Raw genomic sequence first — 24686 nt, forward strand, 5'->3', positions numbered from 1 at the left:
TGTGCGAGTAGCACAGCCAGTAACATGCCCTTATAGGGCTGAGCAAACCACCCGTTTTACGGGTGGTGATGATTTTATTAATGTACCATAAACGTTGATTTTTAGGGTCTTCTCTAAAGTATTTATAAGTATTTTTAAGTGCCAAAACTATTACTGCAAACAAAGTTCCTTACAAATTGAGTAAGCCATTTCATGTACTTTATAATTTTCACTATTACAGGCATTTATAATAAGTGGCTTATAAGTTTCATTATAGTTATTACGCATATAGCACAATACATCTACCTTCCATTTCCAAAGTTCTTCTGCAGATAAGTAGAAAAACTTTGGCTGGACTTTCTCACGATAAAAATCTTCTCCCATATTTAAAATATTCTCTGGAGTTAAGGCAGAAGATAATTCTGCAAGGCCAGGAAATTCTTCTTCTTCCTTCCACTTTCCTTTGTTCATAGGACATACATCTTGACAGATATCACAACCATAAATGCAATTTCCAAATGTTCTACTTAATGGTTCCTGAGGCAAATTACGTCCACCAAAGGTTGTCAGAAAAGAAATACATGTAGTGGGCGACATAGTATAGGGAGCAGAAAGAGATTTTGTAGGACATAATGTCATGCAGCGATTACAGCCCTTTGGACACTGTAAGACATCATTTCTCTCCTTTAGCTCCATTTCTCTGTCAGTTACCCAAGCTTCAAGATGGACCCATGATCCAGACTCTGTGTATAAGAAATTATTTCTGCGAATAATACCAATTCCAGCTTGTAAAGCTGCCCAGCGCATTCCAACCACTCCAAATTTTTGATTTGTCTCTACCTTCAAGCCAAGTTCTTGCATATATTTTTCCAATGTACGATTACTCTGATATTCTTTTGTATTTTTATCGATACGTATATCAAATAAATATGACTTAGCTATGTGTCCCTTCACTATCTCTGGAATCTTATATTTTCCGTATGATGACGTAAGTACTACCACAGACTTTGCCCATGGATATATTGCCAGTGGATTAACTAAACGCTGTTGATTTTGATAAAACATCTTTGATTTTGGAACTTTTTCAGTACGTTCTTTAAATTTTTCATCATAGCCTTCCATGAGACTAATTGGAATAATACCACACTTTTCATAGCCCAGTTCATAAGCCTTTTTTTGAATCATTTGCTCAATTGTATCCACATTGAGCACCTCCTTTTATAAATTTAATTGAATGAATTCACTTTTTAACCTTGTTTAGCTGCCTCTCAATAAAAAGTATGTACCGCTTAACGTGTATATACACGTTAAGCGGTGAAATATTCAAGGCACTAAAGACTCAATTTTAGAAAGTAATGTGGTAAAAGTGTCTATATTATCTCTGCCTAGATACTCTTCTAAAAAACTTTGTGCCTTTTTCCAAAGTTCTTCTGCATATTTATAAGTTTCCATTCCCTTATCTGTTAATCTAAGTTGTCTATTTCTAGCTCCTTCTGTTGAGATATCTTCTACAAATCCACTTTTTTCTAAAGGTTTAAGATTTCTCACAAGGGTAGTTCTATCTAACCTTATAACTACAGCTAATTCGCTTACACTTACTGGTTCCAATTGTTCTATATGTTTAAGTAATGAGAACTGCCCTATCTTCAGGTTACTTGGTGAAAGAAATTCATCATAAACTTCTGTTATTGCTTGTGAAGCCCTTCTAATATTAAGACAATTACAAGGGGATGGTTTCTTCTCATAAATGATTCTCTCCATAGTTGTCACCTTTTTCATTTTCGTGTATTTACACTATTAAGTATACTTCTTAAATGATGTTTTGTCAATTAACATATTTATAACAACTGTTAAATTTTAATATATTTCCAGAATGATTTTAGCATTATCGATTAGGTTCTAAAAGAGTTATTTATTTTCTGATTTGATAATTTTAATATATTATATTATAAATTTAATAATAAGTTGTCTAAAAAAGTCTTGATTAACACTTTATTTGAATATATAATCATAGGTATGCTGTGATACATAATATTACATTAAAAAAAATAGATGTAAATTAAGTTATAACATGTAATGTTATGTTTTGTTATGGCAGTATAATTTTTTAATTTAGGGAGGTCATTAATTTGAACAGAAATAAAAAAATTTTATCCTCAATTTTATTTCTACTAATTGTATTTTTTTCAGTAGGCTGCGGCAACACTACCGGAAGTTCAGACAATAAAAAATCTGATGCAGCAGCAAAGAAAGTAACTTTAACTATATCTGCTGCTGCAAGTTTAAAGGACTCCATGAATGAAGTTAAGGAGTTGTATGCCAAAGATAACTCTAATGTTACTATTACATACAATTTTGGAGCTTCCGGTACCCTTCAAAAGCAAATTGAACAGGGTGCACCGGCAGATATATTCATATCAGCAGCAGCAAAACAAATGGATGAACTAAAAAATAAAAATTTACTGGTGAATGATACTATTGCCAATCTCCTGCAAAATGATGTAGTGCTTGTAGTTCCTAAAGATTCATCAGCAGTTAAGAGTTTTCAAGATTTAGCAGGTGATGCTGTTAAAAAAGTAGCACTTGGAGAACCTAAAAGTGTACCGGCAGGACAGTATGGAGAGGAAGTGCTTACAAATTTAAACATATTGGATAAGGTTAAGTTAAAAGCTGTTTATGGTAAAGATGTAAAGGAAGTTTTAACTTGGGTTGAAACTGGAAATGCAGATGCAGGAATTGTTTATAAGACTGATGCATTGATATCAGATAAGGTTAAAGTTGTAGCTACTGCTCCTGAAAACTCACATAAAGCTGTAGTTTATCCTGTGGCTGTAATTAAGGATAGCAAGAATGTAGAGGCAGCTAAAAGTTTTCTTAAATTTTTATCAGGAGATAAGGCTAAAGAAGTATTTAAAAAATATGGATTTAAAGTTGGAAAATAGTTTAATATCATACTACCTGATGTAAAGCGGTAGAATAATCATTAGGGATTTAATCTCACTTTATTTAGAAGAAGGTGATATAGAATGAATTTTGATATTTCACCATTATGGATCTCGGTAAAAACTACATTTATAGCTACAATTATAACATTTTTTATTGGAATTGCTGCTGCCTATTGGATGACAAATTATAATGGAAAATTTAAAAGTGCAGTGGATACTATATTTACATTACCGCTTGTACTTCCACCTACGGTGGTGGGATTTTTTCTACTGCTTATGTTTGGAAAAAGTGGACCCATTGGTAAATTATTATTAAAATTTGGAACTACTTTGATTTTTTCATGGCCTGCCGCAGTTATAGCTGCAACTATTATTGCCTTTCCACTGATGTACAGGACAACCAAGGGGGCTTTTGAACAGGTAGATAACAATATTGTAAATGCGGCTATAACTCTTGGGGTGTCTCCATGGAAAGTTTTCTGGAAAGTTATGCTGCCTTTGGCCTGGCCTGGAATAGCGGCAGCGACAATTCTTTCTTTTGCCAGAGCCCTTGGAGAATTTGGAGCTACTCTTATGGTAGCAGGAAACATACCGGGCAGAACTCAAACCGTTCCTTTAGCTATTTACTTTGCAGCTGAAAGTGGAGAAATGAATAAAGCCCTTATGTGGGTTATATTGATTGTAATAATCTCAACTGTGGTGATTTTTCTTATGAACTATTGGAATGAACATCAAAAGGGAAATGTTTATGGAGTTAGGAGAAGATAAAATGGGATTATACCTTGATATTGAAAAAAAATTTTCTGGATTTAATTTAAATGTAAAATTCCATATAAAAGGTAATATTATAGGGCTTCTTGGGGCTTCGGGTTCTGGCAAAAGTATGACTCTTAGGTGCATTGCAGGTCTGGAAACCCCTCAGGAAGGAAAGATACTGTTAGATGAAAAAGTTCTCTACCATAGAGAAAGAAAGATAAATATTCCAAGTGGAAGACGAAAAATAGGATTTTTATTTCAAAATTATGCATTGTTTCCTAATATGACGGTAAGTGAAAATATAGGTTTTGGACTAAGTGGTATGCCTAGTGATAGAAAAAAACAAACAATATATGAAAAAATAAATATGATGGATCTTCAAGGATTGGAAGATAGATTTCCTGCCCAGCTTTCAGGGGGACAACAACAAAGAGTGGCCATTGCAAGAGCACTGGCAATAGATCCTGAGATATTGCTTTTAGATGAACCATTTTCTGCATTAGATAGTCACTTGAGAAATAAAATGGAGGAAAAGCTTAAGGATATATTATCGGAATACAAAGGTACTACCATATTTGTATCTCATAATAGAGATGAAATATATCGCATTTGCAAAAATATTGTAGTAATGGATAATGGAGCTGTAGAAGTTTATGGAGATAGAAATTATATATTTGAAAACCCAGGTACCATTGCAGCGGCAAGACTTACGGGGTGTAAAAATATATCTAGAATTAAAGTATTGGATGAAAATACCTTAGAAGCTTTAGACTGGGGATGTACTCTTAAAGTGAATAAAAAAATTGAAAAATCCCAATGCTATGTAGGAATAAGAGCCCATTACATAAGTATTGGAGAATTAGGGCAGAAGGATAATATCGTTAAATGCAGGGTAAATCACATAAATGAAAGTCCCTTTACCGTGGAAGTATACCTAAATAGTGTAGAGGAAAAATCCTATGATATAACTAAGAGTTTACGTTGGGAGATTACAAAGGAAATGTGGCATAAATTAAAAGATTTAAAACAGCCATGGAATATATGTATAGGAAAAGATAAACTTTTTTTAATTAAGTGATTGTAATTTTTAAAAATATATTGCAAAAAAACTATAAAAAGGTATAATTGTGTTAAATTATAGGTAAATATTAATTAAATTATTAATTTGCGGAGGTAAACAAATATGAAAATTAGTGCGAGAAACCAAATGAAGGGAAAAGTTATTGAAATAAAAGAAGGTGCTGTAAATGCTGAGGTTATAGTAGATTTAGGTAATGACAAATCTCTATGTTCTATTATTACAATGGAATCTTTAAAAGGTTTAGATATTAAAGTTGGTTCTGAAGTTACAACTTTAATTAAAGCTTCCTCAGTAATGTTAATGGCCTAATCTAGTTAAGAGTTAAGGGTGAATTGTGGAAAGTTGTGGATATTTTTCTTCGCTTTGCTGCGAAAAATCTTAGATTTAGAGCACTGCATTTTAGATTTTGTGGAGCTTTAGCGAAGGAAAATCATCCATATAACCCAACTGATAATACTACAAAATAGCATGAACCTATAATTCATGCTATTTTTATGTATATCATATTATTATATTTGAAGTCTTTTTACTATTTGTCCCTCTTCAATATGTTTATCCATAATTTCTTGAACATCGTCCTGAGTAACTCCTCCATACCATACTCCTTCAGGATATACAACTACTATCGGTCCTTGATTGCATAGTCCAAAACAACCGGTATTGGTAACCATAACTTCTCCACTTAAATCTCTACTTTCTACTTCTTCCATAAATTCACTGACTATATTTACAGATTGTTTTGATAAACAGAAGCCTTGTTGTTTCCCATTAATTCTAGAGCTTGTACAGACAAAAATATGATATTTAGGATTAAGCATAATAATATCCCTCCACTTATAAAAATTAAAAGTTTATTGATAACAACATATCACAATCTATTATGAAATTCAATATAAAAATAACATTTTGTTAAAATTAGACCGCAAAATGTAATATTATAATAATTTCGAATGCATTTCCTAAAGCATATTCCTGGAGTATATACGCTTCTGGTTTTTTTCTTTATCTAATATGTTTTAATATAATATCATGTTTTTCTTTTAAGTTTAGTACCTTCCGCACTTCCTTTTATACAAATATTATTACCTAAATAATATTTGTATAAAAGGCTTGAAAAAGTACAGTTTTTGGTGGAAAAAATGGAGTAGCCAATTTATACATGGTGTTTTAGGAGTGTATTGAAATTATAGAATTAAGAATTTAAAGGTCATTGGGAATAAAGATAAATTGATGAAAGCTGAACTACGTTGAAATTATTTTATAATTCCGCTATAATATTACCTGTTTCTGTAAGATCATATCCTCCTAATCCTAAAAGTTCTGCTTTAAACTCTTTGGAACGGATTATTTTTATTATTGATTTAAAAGGAAAGTCATGCATGCTTTCTTTTTTTATAACCAATTCATATCTTTCTTTTTGAAGTGGTATAAAATCTATACCTTTAACCTGCAGGCTGGTTTTTTCATTTCCAATGGCCAGGTCTGCTTCACCTCTTGCTACGGCACTGGCTACTGCAAGATGGGAAAAACATTCTGTGTCATAACCCTTTATATTACTGCCGTGGATATTTAGTAATTTTAGATGTTCATCTAAAAGAATTCTAGTGCCACATCCTTTTTCTCTGTTTACTATAGCAATACCAGGCCTTTTTAAATCTTCAAAGCTTTGGATTCTTTTAGGATTTCCCTGAGGTACATAAAAACCTTGCATTCTACAAGCTAGATGAATTATTACTGTGGGAATTCCTGGGATCAATCTTCTTACAAAGGGTATGTTATATTTACCGGAATCCCCATCCCATAAATGAGAAGTAGCCACCTGAACCTTGCCAAGATATAATGCAAGAAGTCCGTTATAGCTTCCTACATATGAACGAAAAGTTCTAATACCTGGACATTGAAATTCTATATGACGGGATAGTATATCTAAAAGTACATCCTGTCCGCAAATTACAAAACCATCATTGGTATCTGTATTTCCAGGATAGAACATGTTAGAATAAGACAGATTATCTTTTTTTACAGGTTCCTGGAGGGTTTCACCAGTGTTTTTAGTTTTATTTTTATAGTCTTCCACATCTTTTAAATCTACTCTGATTTTTTTTCCAACTTTATATCCGTTTAATTCACCTCTTTTAATCAACTCGTAAACTGTATTTTTAGTTATTTTTAGCATTTGAGCAACTTCCTGAGGAGTTAGGGCTGTGTTATTTTCTATCATAATATATCTCCTTTCGTAAAGATATGATAATATATTGCAAAACTGTAGGCTATTAGTCTGTATAATAATTTTAACAATAATTTTAATACATATTTACTAAAAATACAAATTAATAAGCAAATTTTTATTCAATTATTTTTTAAAATATAGAAATATTAAAAATAATAATTGCTGAAAAAATATATTTTAAATTTTTTTAAAATAATAAAAAATGACTAAAGTATATATAAAAGAATCAAAAATAAAAATAAATAGCTATTATTTACATAACATAATATAATACTATATAATATAACATTATATGAATTTATACAATTATAAAATATATTATAACCATATAAAAAGAAGTATAATCAGATTTAATGTTAATGTGATAATTTGAGGAAAACCTTTTGATAAGGTTATCATTTTAACTATACAGATATTGATAAATTAATAATTATACTGTTGATTTTTTAAAGAACTTGTGATATATTTTGATATAATTATTAAACACATAAAAAAAGTAAACTTAAATTAATGAATTTTGATTTTAAAAAATTGCATTTTGCACTTTAAAATTTATTTGGTAAAGGAGAATGAAAAATGAGACAAATAGCTATTTATGGAAAAGGTGGAATTGGAAAATCTACAACTACACAAAATCTTACTGCAGGACTAGCTGAAATGAAAAAGAGAATAATGGTAGTAGGTTGTGATCCAAAAGCGGATTCTACAAGATTACTTTTAGGTGGTATGGCACAGAGAACAGTTTTAGATACATTAAGAGAAGAAGGAGAGGATGTAGATTTAGATGAAATAATGAAAATAGGATATGGAGATGTAAAATGTGTTGAGTCAGGTGGTCCAGAACCTGGAGTTGGATGTGCAGGAAGGGGTATCATAACTTCAATTAATATGCTTGAACAATTAGGTGCTTATGAAGATGAATTAGATTATGTTTTCTATGATGTATTAGGTGACGTTGTATGTGGTGGATTTGCAATGCCTATACGTGAAGGTAAAGCTAAAGAAATATATATAGTTGCCAGCGGAGAGATGATGGCCATGTATGCTGCCAACAATATTTCAAAGGGCATAAGTAAATTTGCCAGTGTAGGCGGCGTAAGGTTAGGTGGTGTTATATGCAACAGCAGAAAGGTTGCAAATGAAAAGGAACTTCTGGAGGCTTTTGCAAAAGAACTTGGAACTCAACTTATTTATTTTGTACCCCGCAGCCATGATGTTCAAAGGGCAGAAATAAATAAACAAACCGTTATACAGTTCAGTCCTGAAGTTGAACAAGCAGACGAATACAGGGCACTGGCTAAGGCCATAGACGGAAATGACATGTTTGTAGTACCAAAACCAATGGCACAGGATAGACTGGAATCAATACTGATGGAACATGGGCTATTAGACTGATGAAAATGCAAAAAATATATAGAAAAATAAAAATACACAGTAGTATAAAATTAAGAGAGTATACCTCTTAGGTTCAGCTAAAATTCCAAGAGATATACCTAAACAAGTTAGAATCGGACAAATTCTAACCGAATGTATTATACCATAAAAGAGGAGTGAATTCAATATGTTATTAGTAAAAGCTATTATTAGGCCAGAAAAGGCAGCGGCTGTTCTTTCAGAATTATCTGATGCAGGGTTTCCGGCAGTTACTAAATTTGATGTAGTAGGTAGAGGTAAGCAAAGGGGGGTAAAAGTAGGAGAAATATTTTATGATGAAATACCAAAACAAATGCTTTTAATAGCAATAAAGGATGAAGATAAGGATGATATTATAAAAATAATTACAAGAACCGCAAAAACTGGTGAAAAAGGTGCCTTTGGAGATGGAAAAATATTTGTAACTCCGGTGGAAGAAGCATATACCATAAGCTCAGGAACAAATCAATTATAGGGGGGACCGTAAAATGAAAGAAATTATGGCTATTATTCGAATGAATATGGTTGGCGAAACAAAGAAAGTTCTTGCGGAAAGCGGGTTTCCATCTATAACTTGTAAGAATATTCTTGGTCGTGGTAAGAAAAAGGTTAATTTTTCTATGATAAGTGATTATATGACTGAAGAAGAGCTGCATCAGATTTCTGATAAAAAAACTATGGAACAGATATCTGAAAGCTATAGATTGATTTCTAAAAGACTTGTTTTGATTTTAGCTAAGGATGAGGATGTAAAAAAAATTGTAGATATTATTATTGATGTAAATCAGACAGGAAACCCGGGAGATGGAAAAATATTTGTAACCAAGGTTACAGACGTTGTCAGAATAAGAACAGGGGAAAAACAGGATGAAGCTATTTAACTTTTAGAAAGGAATGATTTTATGAAAAAGGTATTGGATCAGGTTTTAGAAGCATATCCGGCTAAAACTTTTAAAAATAGAAAAAAGCATATATTGATAAAATCCAAAGATGAATCAAATCCGGTTATACAGGCAAATGTAAGAACAGTGCCGGGAATAATGACAAATAGGGGCTGTTGTTATGCAGGCTGTAAAGGTGTTGTTCTGGGACCTATTAAAGATATGGTTCATATAACCCACGGTCCTATAGGATGTGCCTATTACAGCTGGGAAACCAGAAGAAATAAGGCCAGGACTGAAGAGGGAGGACAAAACTTTTTGGAGTATACTTTTTCCACAGACATGCAGGAAAAAGACATAGTATTTGGAGGGGTAGAAAAGCTAAAACAGGCTATAAAAGAAGCGGTGGAACTTTTTCATCCTAAGGCAATTGGAATTTATGCAACTTGTCCGGTGGGCCTTATAGGTGATGATATAAATGCAGTTGCCCAAGAAGCAACTAAACAATATGGCATACAGGTACTTGCTTTTAACTGTGAAGGTTACAAAGGGGTAAGCCAATCAGCAGGTCACCATATAGCAAATAATAATATACTGGAAAGCATTGTAGGCAGGGGAAAACCTGCAGAGCACAAAAAATTCTCTATAAATATGTTAGGTGAATATAACATAGGAGGAGATGCTTGGGAAATTGAAAGAGTACTAGAAAAAATAGGATATAACGTGGTAGGAAGATTCAGCGGAGATGGTACTCACGAGAGACTTGAACAGTCTTATGTATCTGATTTGAATCTAGTACAATGCCACAGGTCAATAAATTACATTGCGGAAATGATGGAAGTAAGATACGGAATACCATGGGTTAAAGTAAATTTCATAGGAGTAAAGTCTACTATTGAAACTCTCAGAAATATGGCAAAATTCTTTGATGATCCAGAACTTACTAAAAGAACAGAACAGGTTATAGAAGAGGAACTGGATGCAATTAGTGAGGAAATAAGTTTTTACAGGGATAAACTTCAGGGAAAAACGGCATGTCTATTTGTGGGAGGCTCCAGGGCACATCATTATCAGAAATTATTGGAAGATTTAGGTATAAAAACTATACTTGCAGGATATGAATTTGGACACCGTGATGATTATGAAGGAAGAGAGGTTATTCCAAATATAAAGCTGGATGCAGATACCAGAAATATACCAGAATTGACTGTAGAGAAAGATGAAGAAAAATACCGTATTATAATACCTCCTGAAAGATACGAAACTTTAAAACAGGAAATTCCTATGGAGTATTACGGAGGTATGATTAAGGATATGGATGAAGGCTCTATAATAGTGGATGATTTAAACCATCATGAAACAGAGCAATTTATAAAATTATTAAAACCGGATATGTTCTTTTCAGGGATAAAAGACAAATACGTTGTACAGAAAATGGGAGTAGTTTCAAAACAGCTTCATTCTTATGATTACTCGGGACCTTATGCAGGATTTAAAGGTGCAGCTGTATTTGCAAGAGATTTAACCGCAGGAGTATTTACACCGGCATGGAGCTATGTTACGCCACCATGGAGAAAAGAGCCATTACTGGAGGGAGAATTAGTAGGAGGTGAAAAGTAATGTTAGATGCAACCACAAAAAAAATATATGAAAGAAAGGCGCTTAGAATAAATCCGGCTAAAACCTGTCAGCCTATAGGAGCTATGTATGCAGCTCTTGGTATACACAATTGTATGCCTCACAGCCATGGTTCTCAAGGGTGTTGTTCATACCATAGAATGCAGCTTACAAGACATTTTAAAGATCCAATAATGGCAACCACCAGTTCATTTACAGAAGGTGCCAGTGTATTTGGAGGCGGTGCTAATTTTAAAACGGCTATGAAAAATATATTTTCAGTGTATAATCCGGATATTGTAGCAGTTCATACTACCTGTCTTTCAGAAACACTGGGAGATGATTTGGTCAGCTATATTGCAACTTCAGAAATACCTGAAGGTAAAATAGTAATTCATGCCAATACCCCAAGTTATGTAGGATCCCATATAACAGGATTTTCAAACATGGTTAAAGCTATGGTTACTTACCTTTCTAAAAATACTGGAGAGAAAAATGGAAAAATAAATATATTACCTGGTTTTGTAGGACCTGCAGATATGAGAGAGTATAAGAGAATACTTAAGCTTATGGGAATTGCATACATTATAATGCCTGATACAAGCGGAGTGGTAGATTCACCTATGACCGAAGGTTTTAAGATGTTTCCAAATGGAGGAACCAAAATTGAAGATATAAAGGATACAGGAAATTCCGACTATACTTTTGCCTTTGGAAGCTTTTCTTCACAAGATGCAGCCATAGAGCTTGAGAAAAAGTGCAAAGTACCTTTTGACACGCTGCCTATACCAATAGGAATAGATGCTGCAGATGAATTTTTGATGAAACTTGTAAAACTTACGGGAAAGGAAGTACCTTATGAAATTGAAGAAGAGAGGGGACAGCTCGTTGATTTAATGCTGGATACTCATCAATACTTTCATGGCAAAAAAATAGCTATAGCAGGGGATCCTGATACTGTAATATCATTTACTCAATTTGCCATAGCTTTAGGTATGAATCCAAGATGCGTTATTACAGGTACTCCTGGAGAGAAGTTTGAAAAAACTATAAATCAAATGCTTCAAGATGCAGGAGTACAAAATGCTAAAGTTAAGAGTCAGGGTGACTTATTTGAATTACACCAATGGATCAAAAATGAACCTGTGGATCTTATAGTTGGAAATTCCCACTTAAAACATGTTGCAAGAGCAGAAAATACTCCTCTTGTAAGATTGGGATTTCCAATACTAGATAGATATGGATACTACTATAACCCTAAAATAGGATACAAAGGCTCTATGAGGTTAATTGAACTAATGAGTGATGCTATATTAGATAGAATGGATAGAGAATCCAAAGAAGAAGATTTTGAACTTGTGTTGTAATATGAAAAATTCATTAAATTGAATTCAGGATGGAATACATCCTGAATTCAATTTAAATTAAAAACTTTTAGGAGGGGGAGCTTATGGAAAATAGGGTGGAAGTTATAGAAGATAGAAAAGAATTTGTGTGTTACAATTTCAAAAATAAAGACATGAAATTAAAGTGTGATGAAAACAGTGTATCGGGAGCGGTAAGTCAGAGGGCATGCGTGTATTGTGGTGCCAGGGTAGTTTTAAATCCTATAACAGATGCCTTTCATTTAATTCATGGTCCTATAGGATGTGCGGCCTACACCTGGGATTTAAGAGGAAGTCTAACTAGCGGCTCTGAATTGTTTAGAAATAGTTTTTCCACGGATTTAAGTGAAACAGATGTAATATTTGGGGGAGAGAAGAAACTGGTAGGAGCTATTGAAGAAATTGTAAAAGAATTTCATCCTAAAGTTATTTTTGTGTATGCCACCTGTATAGTAGGAGTTATCGGAGATGATGTAGATGCAGTCTGTAAAATGGCAGAAAAAAAATATTCCATAAGAGTAATACCTGTAAAGTCTCCGGGATTCTCCGGAAATAAATCTATGGGGTACAGAGCCGCCTGTGATGCCATAATGAAACTTATAGGAGAAAAGAAAGATGTAGAAAAAGTTAACGGAATTAACTATCTTGGCGATTTTAATCTGGCAGGAGAAGTTTGGGTAGTAACAGGTTATCTTAAAAAAATAGGTATAAACATAGTAGCTAATATCACAGGTGATGGAAAATATGATGATATAATAAAAGCTCCCCGTGCCAGGTTAAATATAGTTCAATGTGCAGGTTCCATGATGTATATGGCAAAGCAAATGGAACAAACCTATGGAATTCCCTTTATAAAAACAAGTTTTGTAGGTGTAGAGGACAGTGAAAATTCACTGCTTCAAATTGCAAGTCTTATGGGAGATAGGGAAACGGTAAAAAAAGCGGAAGCACTTATAAAACTTGAAAAGCAGAAAATAGAAAGTCATATGAACTATTACAGAAGCAGACTTTGGGGCAAAAAAGCAGCTATATACGTGGGAGGAGGCTATAAGGCCATATCTTTAATAAGGCAGTTTAGGGATTTAGGAATGGAAACTGTTATGGTAGGAACCCAGACTGGAAAACCAGAAGACTATGAAATAATTAAACAGATTACAAAAGAGGGTACTGTAATATTAGATGATGCAAACCCTTATGAACTTGAAAAATTTATGGTTGAAAAAGGTGCAGATATACTTGTAGGGGGGGTAAAAGAAAGACCTCTTGCCTATAAACTGGGAGTTGCATTTTGTGACCATAACCACGAAAGAAAGCATATACTTGCAGGATTTGAAGGGGCGGTAAACTTTGCAAAAGAAATAGATTTAACTATAAACAGCCCTGTTTGGAATTATATATAGAAGATTTTAAGGAGATGATTTAATTGAGTAATAAAAAATTAGTAAATATAGATATAAATCCATGTAAAATGTGTATGCCTATGGGAGGGGTTATGGCATTTAAGGGAATAGAAAATAACATGGTAATTTTACATGGTTCTCAAGGGTGCAGCACTTATATCAGAAGACATATGGCCACTCATTATAATGAACCTGTGGACATAGCATCTTCTGCCCTTACGGAACATGGAACAGTATATGGAGGTGCTGACAATTTAAAAAAGGGTCTTGAGAATATGATAAAAATGTATAATCCTACTACTATTGGAATACTTACCACTTGTCTTGCAGAAACCATAGGAGAGGATATAAATAGAATAGTGGAAGAATTCTGTAGAGAAAAAGTGGAAAATACAAATATAAAAGATATAAAGATAATAACAGCATCTACCCCTGGATATGGAAATACTCAGGCTCAAGGTTATTTTGTAGTTTTGAGAAAAATAGTGGAACAGGTGTGTGAAGAATCTGAAAAAACAGGGAAATTAAATATTATATGTGCCAATTTAAATCCGGGAGATGTGAGAAATATAAAGAAAATACTGGATGATTTTAAGATAGCATATACTATTTTACCTGATGTATCTAATACCTTGGATTCCTCTCACAATGAAAAATACAGGAGAATACCTCAGGGAGGAACTAAAATAGAAGATATAAAGAAAATGTCAGGAGCTATAGCTACCATTGAAATGGGTGTTACAATACCGGAGGAAAATTCGCCTGGAGTTTATCTAAAGGATAAATTTAAAGTACCTCTTTACAAATGCGGCATACCTATAGGTATCAAAAATACAAATGAATTTATTTCTCTTGTATCAAAAATTACAGGAGCAGCTGTACCTGATGAATATATAATTCAAAAGGGAAGATATTTAGATGCAATGATAGATAATCATAAATATACTGGAGAGGCAAGGGTGATATTATATGGAGAACCGGAACTTGTACTTGCCACTGCAAGGCTTTGTGTGGAAAATGGGATATTAGTGAAGCTGGCAGGCACAGGATCTAAAAGTGTTATTTTAAGAGAAAAGCTTAAGGAAGAGTTAAAAGTACAAAAAGAAGACTCTATAGTACTTGATGATACTGATTTTGAAACAATGGAAAGCTATGCTAAAAGATTTAATATCAATTTAATCATAGGTAATTCCGATGGAAGGAGAATGGCTAAAAGGCTGGGAGTTAAAATGATAAGAATAGGTTTTCCGGTTCATGATAGAGTGGGAGCGCAGAGGCAGGTAATAACCGGATATAATGGTTCTTCATTTTTAATAGACGGGGTGGCAAATACCATGCTGGAAATAACCCAAAGTACTTACAGGGAAAAAGCCTACAATGACTACTATCTTCCAATCTTAGAAATGGAGAAAGATGTAATGCCTAAAGATTATGCAAAATCAAATAAGGATAAAAATTGTACACACCCTTGTTTTGGAGACAATGCCCATAAATTTGCCAGGATGCACATACCCGTAGCTCCTAAATGTAATATAAGCTGTAATTACTGCAGCAGAAAATATGATTGTGCCAATGAAAGCAGGCCGGGGGTTACAAGTAGTGTTTTAGTTCCTAAAGAGGCACTTGAAAAATTCAAACTGGTTAAAAGTAAAATAGAAAATCTAACAGTTATAGGTATAGCAGGTCCTGGAGATGCCCTGGCTAATTTTCCACAGGTAAAACAATCTCTAGAGCTTATAAGAGAAGAGGATCCAAAAATCACCTTTTGCCTGTCTACAAACGGTCTTATGCTTCCTTTTTATGCAAATCAGTTAGTAGAACTTGGGGTATCACATGTTACTGTAACTATAAATGCAGTAGATAAAAAAATAGGAGCCAAGATATATAGGGAAGTGAATTACCTGGGACATAAGTATACTGGTGAAGAGGGAGCTGAAATACTTTTAAATAATCAACTTGCAGGGCTTAGATATTTGTGTGAAAAAGGGGTAGTATGTAAAGTCAATATAGTTATGTTAAAAGGAATAAATGATAAGCACATAAAAGAAGTTGTAAAAAAGGTTAAAGAGTGCGGGGCATATATGACAAATATAATGCAGATGATACCAGTTCAGGGAAGCAAATTTCAGCACCTACCTTTGGTTTCAAATGTAGAATTAAATGAAATGAGAAAAGAATGTGAACCAAATATTAAGCAAATGTATCACTGCAGACAGTGCAGGGCAGATGCCATAGGAACCCTGGCAGAAGATTGCTCTATAGATTTTAGAACTCCTGTGGGATGTTCCGGCAAGTGTTCTGGTAAAGATGATATGCATAAGGAAATGTCAAATAATAAAAAATATAAATTTGCTGTTTCTTCTAAATCCGGTATTAATATAGATCAGCATTTTGGGCATGCTACTGAATTTTATATATACTCCTATGATTCTGGAACCATAAGGCTCCTGGAGAAAAGAGATGTTAATAAATACTGCAGCGGAATTGAGGAATGTGATGAGCATGAGGATAAAATATCCAAAATAATTAAAACCATAGGAGACTGCAGTGGGGTGCTTGTACTTAGAATAGGACTTGATCCAAGAGAAAAGCTTGAGGCAAAGGGATTGAAAGTTATGGAAATGTATGAACTTATAAATAAAGGTATTATTCGCGCAGTACAGGAACTTGAAAAGCAGGAGGATGAACTTAAAGTATGATTTTACATCAAGTGATTTTCGTTGTAAACTGTAAAAAAGCCTTTTTCCTTACCCCAGGAAAAAGGCTTTTTAAAATTACTCTTCTAAATAAATGTGGGTGGCATGAGCAGTCACTTTGTTTCATATGAGACATATATACTGCTAAAGGGTTTTATGTATTAGTTATATCAGCTGAAAGAGGTCATGTAAATTTCAAGGAAATGAAATTGGGTATAACACATAGACTTATTTACACAAATTTATGTGTTGTTCAGAAATCATTAAATTTTCCTTCTTTTTAGGAGGATTTATTTGTTTTTTTGGAGAAGTATTAATCTAATATATATTACACAAATGTAAAAAACTATGAAGAAAGTTTAGGAGGGATAGGATGAAACGAATATCATTTAAGCGACCAACCAATCATTATGATGAAAGAATTAAGCAAATAGATGAAAAAATTTGTGAATTGATAAAACAACGCAAGGAAATTTCAAACAATAACCCAGGTTATCCTCCTCTTGAATACATCTCTAACTGGGCAGAAAAATATGATTTATACGATGAACTATTAAAATCAATATTTGCTTCATTATGGAATGATAAAATATACAGAGTTTTAATTGAACCAAAAGAATTTCAGGGAAATTTACCAGTATTAAAGTCACTTGAAATGGATAATAGGCTTTTTTCTGTAATTTCTATCTGTCAATATTCTAACTCCAGTATTGTGAATTTCAATATAGATTGGAATAACACAAGTGATTCACTAGAACGTCAGTCACGGCATACTCATTTTGAATTATCTATAAGCGAAAAATATGATTGTCGAATGCTGAGTGGGACAGGTGGAGATGGGCATTTTCACTATAACTTTATTGTATCACCACCATTACCAAACGATATTTCGGGAATTAGATTAGTTTTTAAAGAGTATACTCCACCATTTATGGATATACCTATAGGTGAAGATGTTATAATAAAGCTGTAATATAATTTTATACCATTGTGTAGGTTAAATATTGAGTAAAATAAAAGGAAAAGGTGTTTTATGAATAAAGCTGGAAAAAAACGTTCTGTAAAAGCGGGGTTGCCTCCAGGAACTCTCATGCACATTGGAGAAAAAAAGAAAAAGGCAATTGAAATAAAATTATACAGTTACAATGAAAATAGTTTTGATGAAAAAGTAATTGATTTAAACAATGTAAGCCAGCTGCATGTGGATAAATCTTTTGTAAATTGGATTAGTGTAGAAGGGCTTCATGATGTGAATATTATTCAAAAAATTGGTAGCCATTTTAATATTCACCTTTTGGTATTAGAAGATATTTTAAATACTAGGCAACGTCCTAAAATAGAAAACTATGATACATATACTTATATTGTTGGAAAAACATTGTTTTATGATAGTAAGCTGAATGAATTTAATATTGAACAAGAGAGCTTAATACTTGGTGAAAGCTATGTGATTTCTTTTAGTGAAAAGAAGCCAGAAATATATAATGCTGTATGTGAGAGAATTCGCCAAGGAGTAGGAAGGATTAGAAAAATGGGCTCAGATTATTTGGCTTATAGTTTGCTTGATGTAATTGTTGATAACTATTTTGTTGTGCTAGAAGAATTAAGTGAAAAGATTGAAGATACAGAAGATGAGTTGGTAACAAATCCTTCGAAAGATACATTAAAAGTTATTCATAAATTGAAAAGACAAATTTTATATCTTCATAAATCAATATGGCCATTACGGGAGGTAATTAGTTTTCTAACTCGAAGTGAAACGCCATTAATAACGGAATCTCTGAGTGTATACATAAGAGACTTATATGATCATGTAATTCAAGTAATGGATACTACTGAGACTTTACGCGATATATTATCTAGTATGTTGGATATGTACCTTTCTAGTGTAAGCAATAAAATGAATGAGATAATGAAAGTTTTAACGATTATATCTACTGTTTTTATACCATTATCATTTATTGTGGGATTATACGGCATGAATCTTAAAGATATGCCAGAATATAATTGGCCATGGATGTATCCAGTACTATGGGCAATCATGCTTTCTATTGCTGCTTTAATGCTTATTTTCTTTAAAAAGAAAAAGTGGTTATAAATATAATATTATGGAAAAACACAATAAAATGAATAGATTTGTAATGAGACGCAGAACACCGCAAATTCATTTTGATATGCGGTGTTTTTATAAATCGTTCACTTTATTTAGAAAGACTTTTATCCAATAGATTAGATAACAAATAAAAGTTTTCTATCATAGTTCTTCTTTGTTCTTGTGACATATTAGTTAAACATTGTTTACTAGTATTATTCTGGATTATCTGAAGTAATTGCTATTAGTCTTGCAGCGAAAGCACCAATATTGCCCGTAATAACAGCTCCACCAACTGTTACCGTTACAGCATAAGTGCAGCATTCATTTAAACATTGGTTACAATCACATACAAAAAATGTGAACATAGTAGCAAAAGGAGCTGCTGCTACTTGTGTTAATGCAAAAGAAAATTGTCCCCCAATAGGTATGGGTTGTTGATTATCACAGAGTTTCAATACTTGAAAATTTAAAGTTCCTATAAAAGGTGCAGTAGGTGCGGTAGGTGTTACAATTATATTACTTGTAAATTCAAGTTTTGTACATGGATTACAAAATTTAGAGGTATCTACAGTGATAGTAGTAATGGTAGCGGTAGTTCCACCTGGGGTAGTATCAGGTAGTACTACTTGACCAGGTTCTCCACATTTTGAAGTAACTAGGTATGGTTCATCGATTTCACAATTATGTCTATAATCATTATTTAAATTAACATCTGATATTGAATTCATATATTGTTTCCCCCTATTTATTATAGAGAATTTTAATAATACAATTTAATAGCACTGTGAATTTTTAAGAATAAATTAGTTATTAGAATATCCTCATAATATATGATATTAAATAAATGGATAGATGTGATATTATCCCTTATGAATGTTTTTTCACGAATATGTGTCAAGTGTGCAAAATGCAAGTGCATTTTGGTGTTAGATGAAACAATATATGAGCCTTGGCATGTAGAAATATTAACTGATAGTTGTGCGTTTTTCCTAAGCGAATTTTGTCAAGAAAAAAATATTGACTATATACTAGGTTATATGTATTATTATGTAATAAAATTAAATGGGGGGATTAACTTGAAAAATATTAAAAAAATGATGGCGTTAATTCTTGGAATGATGATGTCTTTTTTGCTATTTACTGGATGTTCAAAGGATGGTACAACTCTATATAATGCAATTAATAAAACCCAGAAAATAAAATCTTCAGAAGTACTATCTGATATTACATTAAATGTTTCTACCGATAATTTATCCAAGCAGGAGCAACAGGCAATGCAAACAATACTGCCGCTAGTTAATGCTTCTAAACTTAGCATAGTGACATATACAAATCAAGATAAAGACAATACAGTATGTCAGACTAAGAGTGATATTAGAGTTACAGGACCTACGCCCCTTGATATGAGTCTTTGGGTAAATATGGACACTACTAAAGATAAGCCAGTAGTAAATGAAATATTTAGGATGCCGGATATTCTTACTAAGCAATTACCAGGTCAATTTAAAGGCAAAGATTACATGGTTATGGACTATAATGATATGGGGGGTGTTCAAGGATCACCTCAAATTGACTATGCAAAGCTTGCAGAGTTCAGTAAAGAATTTCAGCCTAAACTTCTTCAATTTATGGACGATTATGCCAGGCAGTTTAATCCTAACTTTAATATTGTAAGCAAAATAGGCACTAGAAATACAAATGATTCAACTATTACTCAACCAGTAAGTATATATGAAGTGAAGTTAGATGATAAGACATTTAAGGACTTGATACATTATACTCTTAACAATTTTGCTGAAAATAAAGAGGCAATGACATTCTTAAAAGATTATATGACTAATCTTAATTCCATTATGGGATTGCCGCAAAATCAGGAAAATCTTAATGAAACTTTTGATCAAATGCCTCAGATGGTTAAGCAACTAAATGAGGAGTTAGCTGCAGTAGATAATATAAAGATTATTGGTGATAAGGGTATTACAATTCAATATGCTGTAAGTCATGATGGATATATTGTAAGTGAAACTGGAAATGCAGAATTTGTTATTAATCTACCTGAGTTAAATAAATTAAGTCAGAGCGATGTATCCTCACAGCAGCAAAATGATCAGAAGCCAACAGGAATTTATACAATTGATTTGAATTTCAATAATAAGTACTATACTATCAATGGGTACAACCCTGTAACATTTCCTGCTCTAAATGAATATAATTCATTTAATTACACCGATTTACTAAAAACAACATCAGAACAGTCAAGCAGTAAATAGTAAAATTACTATTATTTATTTTAATAGGCTTTAAAGAGGAGGAAAAACACTGTTTTTTTGAAAACAGTGTTTTTGTTGTATAAACATTATAATTCTTATATATAAGAAATTATTTCAACAAAGACAAGAGGATTAGTGTATTGAATAAAGAGTTGATATATTAAATTTATCCCCCTATATAGGGGGATAAATGATTAGGATAGTAAATCTGATATTTTTACCTCCGGATGTCTGTATTGCTTTCTTTTTGCCGTTTTGTGGGCATATTCAATTGCTTTTGTTGGACACCACTGAATACAGGCTACACAACGTTCACAGGCATCTCCCCATCTTGGTTTCTTATTCTCCATTCTGATGTTGCTTACTGGACATATCTTTTCACAGGTTCCACATCCTATACATTTTTCAGTAACATGATAATCTAGGGACATTTTTCCGTAATCCTCCATAGTCTCAATAGATACCTTAGAAAGCTTGACAAATATACTCCCTTTAGGAATACGGACAGAACTTTTTGCCCTTACTATTTTCGAAATTTTTTTTGCTGTTTTCTTTTCTCTATTTAATAATATACGTTGTATTACGGTAGGCCAGGCATTATATAAATTAATATTATTGCCGGGCATATATACTGGAAAACCTGCGTTCAGAGCTCCTCCACGCTCTGCAATGTATTGACTCAATTGAATAAAAGCCGTTCCATAAGCTGCTCCGCATGTGATTACACCGAAAATATACTGTGATTTGTCAAGATTCAGTTTTGCAATAAACCGCTTTATAATTGGGGGAACGCTGGTAAAATAGACTGGAAAAACAAAGCCGATGCGCTCATATAGCAAATCAATGGGGCTTTCCTTTATAGCTTTAGCTACGGAAACGATTTTTGTATTTCCCAGCTTATCCGCCATATCTCTAGCCACCGTGAGGCTATTTCCTGTTCCAGAAAAGTAAAATATAATATTCGCCATAATAAAAACTCCTTTCAATATAAATATCCCTATTCTTATCTATTTGATGTTTTTACAATTGTCCAATTATATATTAAAAAATTACATTTTAAGAAACAGATTTCCAAGCTCATTCATAATCTCCTTATTCACTCTTGCAACAAGGTATTTCCCTCTTTTTTCAGTAGTGATCAAATCTGCATTGGAAAGCTCCTTCAAATGATGGGAAATGGTAGGTGACCCTATCTTAAAACATTTAGTTATTTCTGATATTAAACATTCGCAATTTTCATAGTCTTTTTCTTGATATCTTGCTATCTCAAGAAAAAGTTTTAGCCGATGAGGATGAGATAAGGCCTTCATAATTTTGGAATATTTTTTGATATCTATAATGCTCACTACCTTTATAATTTGATAATTGTTGAATTAATAATAGCATACTTTCAGATATTGTCAATAACAAAAACTTTACGAAACTTTATGAAAAGGTATTGACTTGGAGTTAACTATAAGTGGTAAGGTATAAGATAAGTAGTTATATTTTTAATAAACAGTAGATTTGGTTACTATGAGATCATAGTTGTAAACAATGAAAGTCTAAAAGAATAAAAGAAAAGGAGCAAACTATGAAAGTATTATTAGTAAATGGAAGTCCCCATGAAAAAGGATGTACTTATACAGCATTAAGCGAAGTAGCAGAAACTTTAAGTCATGAGGGAATAGAGGCGGAAATATTTCAAATTGGAACAAAACCATTGGCTGGATGTATTGCCTGCAAAAGCTGTGTGAAAATGGGCCAGTGTGTATTTGATGACAAAGTCAATGAATTTCTTAAAATAGCAGGAAATTTTGATGGCTATATATTTGGTTCTCCGGTACACTATGCAGCTGCCAGCGGGGCAATTACTTCTTTTATGGATCGTGTATTTTATGCAGATTTATGTTCAAATAAACAATCATTTTATTTAAAACCTGCAGCTGCTGTGGTATCAGCTAGAAGAGCCGGAACTACATCAACTTTCGATCAGCTAAATAAATATTTTACATTAATGCAGATGCCGATTATTTCTTCACAATACTGGAATATGGTACACGGTCATACTCCAGAAGATGTAAAAAAGGACTTGGAAGGACTGCAGATTATGCGTACATTAGGTAGAAATATGGCGTTCTTCTTAAAATGTAAAGAAGCTGGAATCAAAGCAGGCATTGCTTTACCAGAAAGAGAACAAACCATATTCACAAATTTTATTCGATAAATGAGGTGCTTCTTTATGATGATTGCAGAAGTAAGTCAAAAATATAATATAACGGCTGATACATTGCGGTATTATGAGCGTATAGGTTTGATTCCACATGTTAATCGAAGTACAAGTGGAATTAGAGACTACACAGAAGAAGATTGCAATTGGGTTGAATTTATCAAATGTATGCGTAATGCTGGACTTTCCATTGAAGCATTAGTTGAGTATGTGACTATGTTTCAACAGGGGAATTCTACAATTAAGACTAGAAAACAACTTTTAATAGAACAACGCAGTCAGCTTGCTGAAAGAATTAATGAAATGCAGCAAACGCTGCAACGTTTGGATAAGAAAATTGATGGGTATGAAGAAAAAGTATTGATAAAGGAAGAACAATTGAAAAGAACGGATAACTAATTTTTCATAAATAAGTAAAAAGCAAGGAGGAAATAAATGTGAAAAAGAAAAAATTGGGATTTGGATTCATGCGCTTACCGGTAAAGAGTCAGAATGATCCATCAAGTATTGATATGGATACATTAAACCAAATGGTGGATACTTTTTTGGAAAGAGGTTTTACTTATTTTGATACGGCTTATATGTATCATGGATTTAAGAGTGAAATAGCCATAAGGGAAGCCTTAGTTAAAAGACATGACAGAGATGAATTTACCCTTGCCACAAAACTACCAACTATGTTTTTAAAAGCAAAAGAAGATCAAGAAAAAATTTTTAATGAACAGTTAGAGAAATGTGGTGTAGATTATTTTGATTACTATCTTCTTCATAACCTAGGCATAGGACATTATGAAATAGCCCAAAAATTAGATAGTTTTGAATTTATTCAGGAAAAGAAAAAACAAGGTAAAATTAGAAATATTGGTTTTTCTTATCATGATAATGCGGATTTGTTAGAGGAAATCCTCACAGCACATCCAGAGGTGGATTTTGTTCAGCTGCAGATTAATTATCTGGATTGGGACAATGAAAGTATTCAATCAAGGAAATGCTATGAAGTAGCAAGAAAACATAACAAGCCTGTTGTTGTTATGGAACCTGTCAAAGGTGGTGCGCTTGCAAAAGTGCCTGAAAAGACAGAACAATTATTTAAGGAATATCATCCTGACATGTCCATACCCTCATGGGCTATCCGTTTCGCAGCAAGCCATGAGGGAATCATGGTGGTATTAAGTGGAATGTCTGATATGGATCAATTGTTGGATAATACAGGTTATATGCAGGAGTTTAAGCCATTTGTGCAGGAAGAATATGATGTCATTAAAAAGACAGTTGGAATTATTAATGAAGCTATTGCCATTCCATGTACAGCCTGCCAATACTGTGTAGATGGTTGTCCTAAAAATATAGCTATTCCTAAATACTTTGCATTATACAATGCGGAAAATCAATCTTTAAATTCTGTCTTTTCCATACAAAGAGTATATTATGATAATTATGTAAAAACACATGGAAAAGCATCAGATTGTATCGGATGCAAACAGTGTGAGAGAAATTGTCCACAGCATATTGAGATTACAAAGTGTTTAAAGGATGTAGCTGATACGTTTGAAAAATTCTAATTTTCAATAATTGTATATTATGCTTCAATTGTGTAAATCTTCACAAGAAGTTAGGATCAAAACTAGAGTGAAAAACACTTTAGTTTTATTTTTTTTTATTTTAGAATACCACAGGTTTTACCTGTGGTTCCGGAAAGCTTATAGCTATGAGTAGGAAAAAGAAAAAC

General features: G+C 32.8%; 24 protein-coding genes. 17 read left to right on the forward strand and 7 right to left on the reverse strand.

What is annotated here, in order from left to right:
* Positions 1-150: 150 nt before the first annotated feature.
* Positions 151-1182 carry an epoxyqueuosine reductase gene (locus ACJDU8_RS22205; RefSeq protein WP_406794363.1) on the reverse strand — a complete coding sequence of 344 codons (1032 nt, stop codon included), beginning with the start codon at positions 1180-1182 and terminating at the stop codon, positions 151-153.
* Between the two features lie 120 nt (positions 1183-1302).
* Entirely contained in the window at positions 1303-1740 is a 438-nt protein-coding gene (locus ACJDU8_RS22210; RefSeq protein WP_406794364.1) for a MarR family winged helix-turn-helix transcriptional regulator, read from the reverse strand.
* Positions 1741-2108: 368 nt separating this feature from the next.
* On the opposite strand from ACJDU8_RS22210, the gene modA reads away from it, so the two are divergent.
* The 4 genes from modA (at position 2109) to ACJDU8_RS22230 (ending at position 5070) form a co-directional block, all read left to right on the forward strand.
* Entirely contained in the window at positions 2109-2921 is an 813-nt protein-coding gene (modA, locus tag ACJDU8_RS22215; protein ID WP_406794365.1) for a molybdate ABC transporter substrate-binding protein, read from the forward strand.
* A gap of 84 nt (positions 2922-3005) precedes the next feature.
* On the forward strand, positions 3006-3692 hold the full coding sequence (gene modB / locus ACJDU8_RS22220; protein WP_406794366.1) for a molybdate ABC transporter permease subunit: 687 nt from the start codon (positions 3006-3008) through the stop codon (positions 3690-3692).
* Complete coding sequence (locus ACJDU8_RS22225; RefSeq protein ID WP_479723077.1) at positions 3673-4758, forward strand: sulfate/molybdate ABC transporter ATP-binding protein; 1086 nt, start codon at positions 3673-3675, stop codon at positions 4756-4758. The genes modB and ACJDU8_RS22225 overlap by 20 nt, the downstream gene beginning before the upstream one ends.
* Positions 4759-4863: 105 nt before the next feature.
* The gene (locus tag ACJDU8_RS22230; protein ID WP_406794367.1) at positions 4864-5070 is read left to right on the forward strand and encodes a TOBE domain-containing protein; all 207 of its coding nucleotides are present in this window, start codon (positions 4864-4866) and stop codon (positions 5068-5070) included.
* A gap of 200 nt (positions 5071-5270) precedes the next feature.
* Here ACJDU8_RS22230 and ACJDU8_RS22235 read toward each other — a convergent pair whose 3' ends face one another.
* Entirely contained in the window at positions 5271-5579 is a 309-nt protein-coding gene (locus ACJDU8_RS22235; RefSeq protein WP_406794368.1) for a 2Fe-2S ferredoxin, read from the reverse strand.
* 440 nt (positions 5580-6019) lie between these two features.
* On the reverse strand, positions 6020-6982 hold the full coding sequence (locus ACJDU8_RS22240) for a substrate-binding domain-containing protein (protein ID WP_406794369.1): 963 nt from the start codon (positions 6980-6982) through the stop codon (positions 6020-6022).
* 585 nt (positions 6983-7567) lie between these two features.
* Between ACJDU8_RS22240 and nifH the strand changes: the two genes are divergently transcribed.
* From nifH to corA, 9 genes are all read left to right on the forward strand, one after another.
* The gene (gene nifH, locus ACJDU8_RS22245; protein WP_406794370.1) at positions 7568-8386 is read left to right on the forward strand and encodes a nitrogenase iron protein; all 819 of its coding nucleotides are present in this window, start codon (positions 7568-7570) and stop codon (positions 8384-8386) included.
* A gap of 166 nt (positions 8387-8552) precedes the next feature.
* Complete coding sequence (locus ACJDU8_RS22250; RefSeq protein ID WP_406794371.1) at positions 8553-8879, forward strand: P-II family nitrogen regulator; 327 nt, start codon at positions 8553-8555, stop codon at positions 8877-8879.
* A 13-nt stretch (positions 8880-8892) separates the two neighbouring features.
* Positions 8893-9285: a P-II family nitrogen regulator gene (locus ACJDU8_RS22255; RefSeq protein WP_406794372.1), complete on the forward strand. Its 393-nt coding sequence runs from the start codon at positions 8893-8895 to the stop codon at positions 9283-9285.
* A gap of 21 nt (positions 9286-9306) precedes the next feature.
* Positions 9307-10905 carry a nitrogenase molybdenum-iron protein alpha chain gene (gene nifD, locus ACJDU8_RS22260; RefSeq protein WP_406794373.1) on the forward strand — a complete coding sequence of 533 codons (1599 nt, stop codon included), beginning with the start codon at positions 9307-9309 and terminating at the stop codon, positions 10903-10905.
* The gene (nifK, locus tag ACJDU8_RS22265) at positions 10905-12269 is read left to right on the forward strand and encodes a nitrogenase molybdenum-iron protein subunit beta (protein ID WP_406794374.1); all 1365 of its coding nucleotides are present in this window, start codon (positions 10905-10907) and stop codon (positions 12267-12269) included. Before nifD ends, nifK begins: the two co-directional genes overlap by 1 nt.
* Positions 12270-12352: 83 nt before the next feature.
* Positions 12353-13687: a nitrogenase iron-molybdenum cofactor biosynthesis protein NifE gene (nifE, locus tag ACJDU8_RS22270; protein ID WP_406794375.1), complete on the forward strand. Its 1335-nt coding sequence runs from the start codon at positions 12353-12355 to the stop codon at positions 13685-13687.
* A 23-nt stretch (positions 13688-13710) separates the two neighbouring features.
* Positions 13711-16386 (forward strand): nitrogenase cofactor biosynthesis protein NifB, encoded by a 2676-nt coding sequence (nifB, locus tag ACJDU8_RS22275; protein WP_406794376.1) that lies wholly within the window; start codon positions 13711-13713, stop codon positions 16384-16386.
* A 370-nt stretch (positions 16387-16756) separates the two neighbouring features.
* Positions 16757-17356, forward strand: a complete 600-nt coding sequence (locus ACJDU8_RS22280) for a hypothetical protein (protein ID WP_406794377.1) — start codon at positions 16757-16759, stop codon at positions 17354-17356.
* 60 nt (positions 17357-17416) lie between these two features.
* Positions 17417-18481, forward strand: a complete 1065-nt coding sequence (gene corA, locus ACJDU8_RS22285; RefSeq protein ID WP_406794378.1) for a magnesium/cobalt transporter CorA — start codon at positions 17417-17419, stop codon at positions 18479-18481.
* Positions 18482-18690: 209 nt separating this feature from the next.
* Here corA and ACJDU8_RS22290 read toward each other — a convergent pair whose 3' ends face one another.
* Positions 18691-19206, reverse strand: a complete 516-nt coding sequence (locus tag ACJDU8_RS22290; RefSeq protein ID WP_406794379.1) for a DUF4489 domain-containing protein — start codon at positions 19204-19206, stop codon at positions 18691-18693.
* A 348-nt stretch (positions 19207-19554) separates the two neighbouring features.
* On the opposite strand from ACJDU8_RS22290, the gene ACJDU8_RS22295 reads away from it, so the two are divergent.
* Positions 19555-20748: a hypothetical protein gene (locus ACJDU8_RS22295; protein ID WP_406794380.1), complete on the forward strand. Its 1194-nt coding sequence runs from the start codon at positions 19555-19557 to the stop codon at positions 20746-20748.
* 194 nt (positions 20749-20942) lie between these two features.
* Here ACJDU8_RS22295 and ACJDU8_RS22300 read toward each other — a convergent pair whose 3' ends face one another.
* Positions 20943-21716, reverse strand: a complete 774-nt coding sequence (locus ACJDU8_RS22300) for an EFR1 family ferrodoxin (protein WP_406794381.1) — start codon at positions 21714-21716, stop codon at positions 20943-20945.
* An 81-nt stretch (positions 21717-21797) separates the two neighbouring features.
* The gene (locus tag ACJDU8_RS22305) at positions 21798-22058 is read right to left on the reverse strand and encodes an ArsR/SmtB family transcription factor (RefSeq protein WP_406794386.1); all 261 of its coding nucleotides are present in this window, start codon (positions 22056-22058) and stop codon (positions 21798-21800) included.
* Positions 22059-22321: 263 nt separating this feature from the next.
* Here ACJDU8_RS22305 and ACJDU8_RS22310 point away from each other — a divergent pair, with 263 nt between their 5' ends.
* Genes ACJDU8_RS22310 through ACJDU8_RS22320 form a run of 3 tightly spaced genes read left to right on the forward strand, consistent with a single transcriptional unit; the run spans position 22322 to position 24519 of the window.
* Positions 22322-22954 (forward strand): flavodoxin family protein, encoded by a 633-nt coding sequence (locus ACJDU8_RS22310; RefSeq protein WP_406794382.1) that lies wholly within the window; start codon positions 22322-22324, stop codon positions 22952-22954.
* 15 nt (positions 22955-22969) lie between these two features.
* Positions 22970-23356: a MerR family transcriptional regulator gene (locus ACJDU8_RS22315; protein ID WP_406794383.1), complete on the forward strand. Its 387-nt coding sequence runs from the start codon at positions 22970-22972 to the stop codon at positions 23354-23356.
* Between the two features lie 38 nt (positions 23357-23394).
* On the forward strand, positions 23395-24519 hold the full coding sequence (locus tag ACJDU8_RS22320; protein WP_406794384.1) for an aldo/keto reductase: 1125 nt from the start codon (positions 23395-23397) through the stop codon (positions 24517-24519).
* The last annotated feature ends 167 nt before the right edge of the window (positions 24520-24686 follow it).

Origin of the sequence: Candidatus Clostridium eludens, from assembly GCF_045310515.1 — a bacterium.
GTDB lineage: Bacteria > Bacillota > Clostridia > Clostridiales > Clostridiaceae > Clostridium_B > Clostridium_B eludens.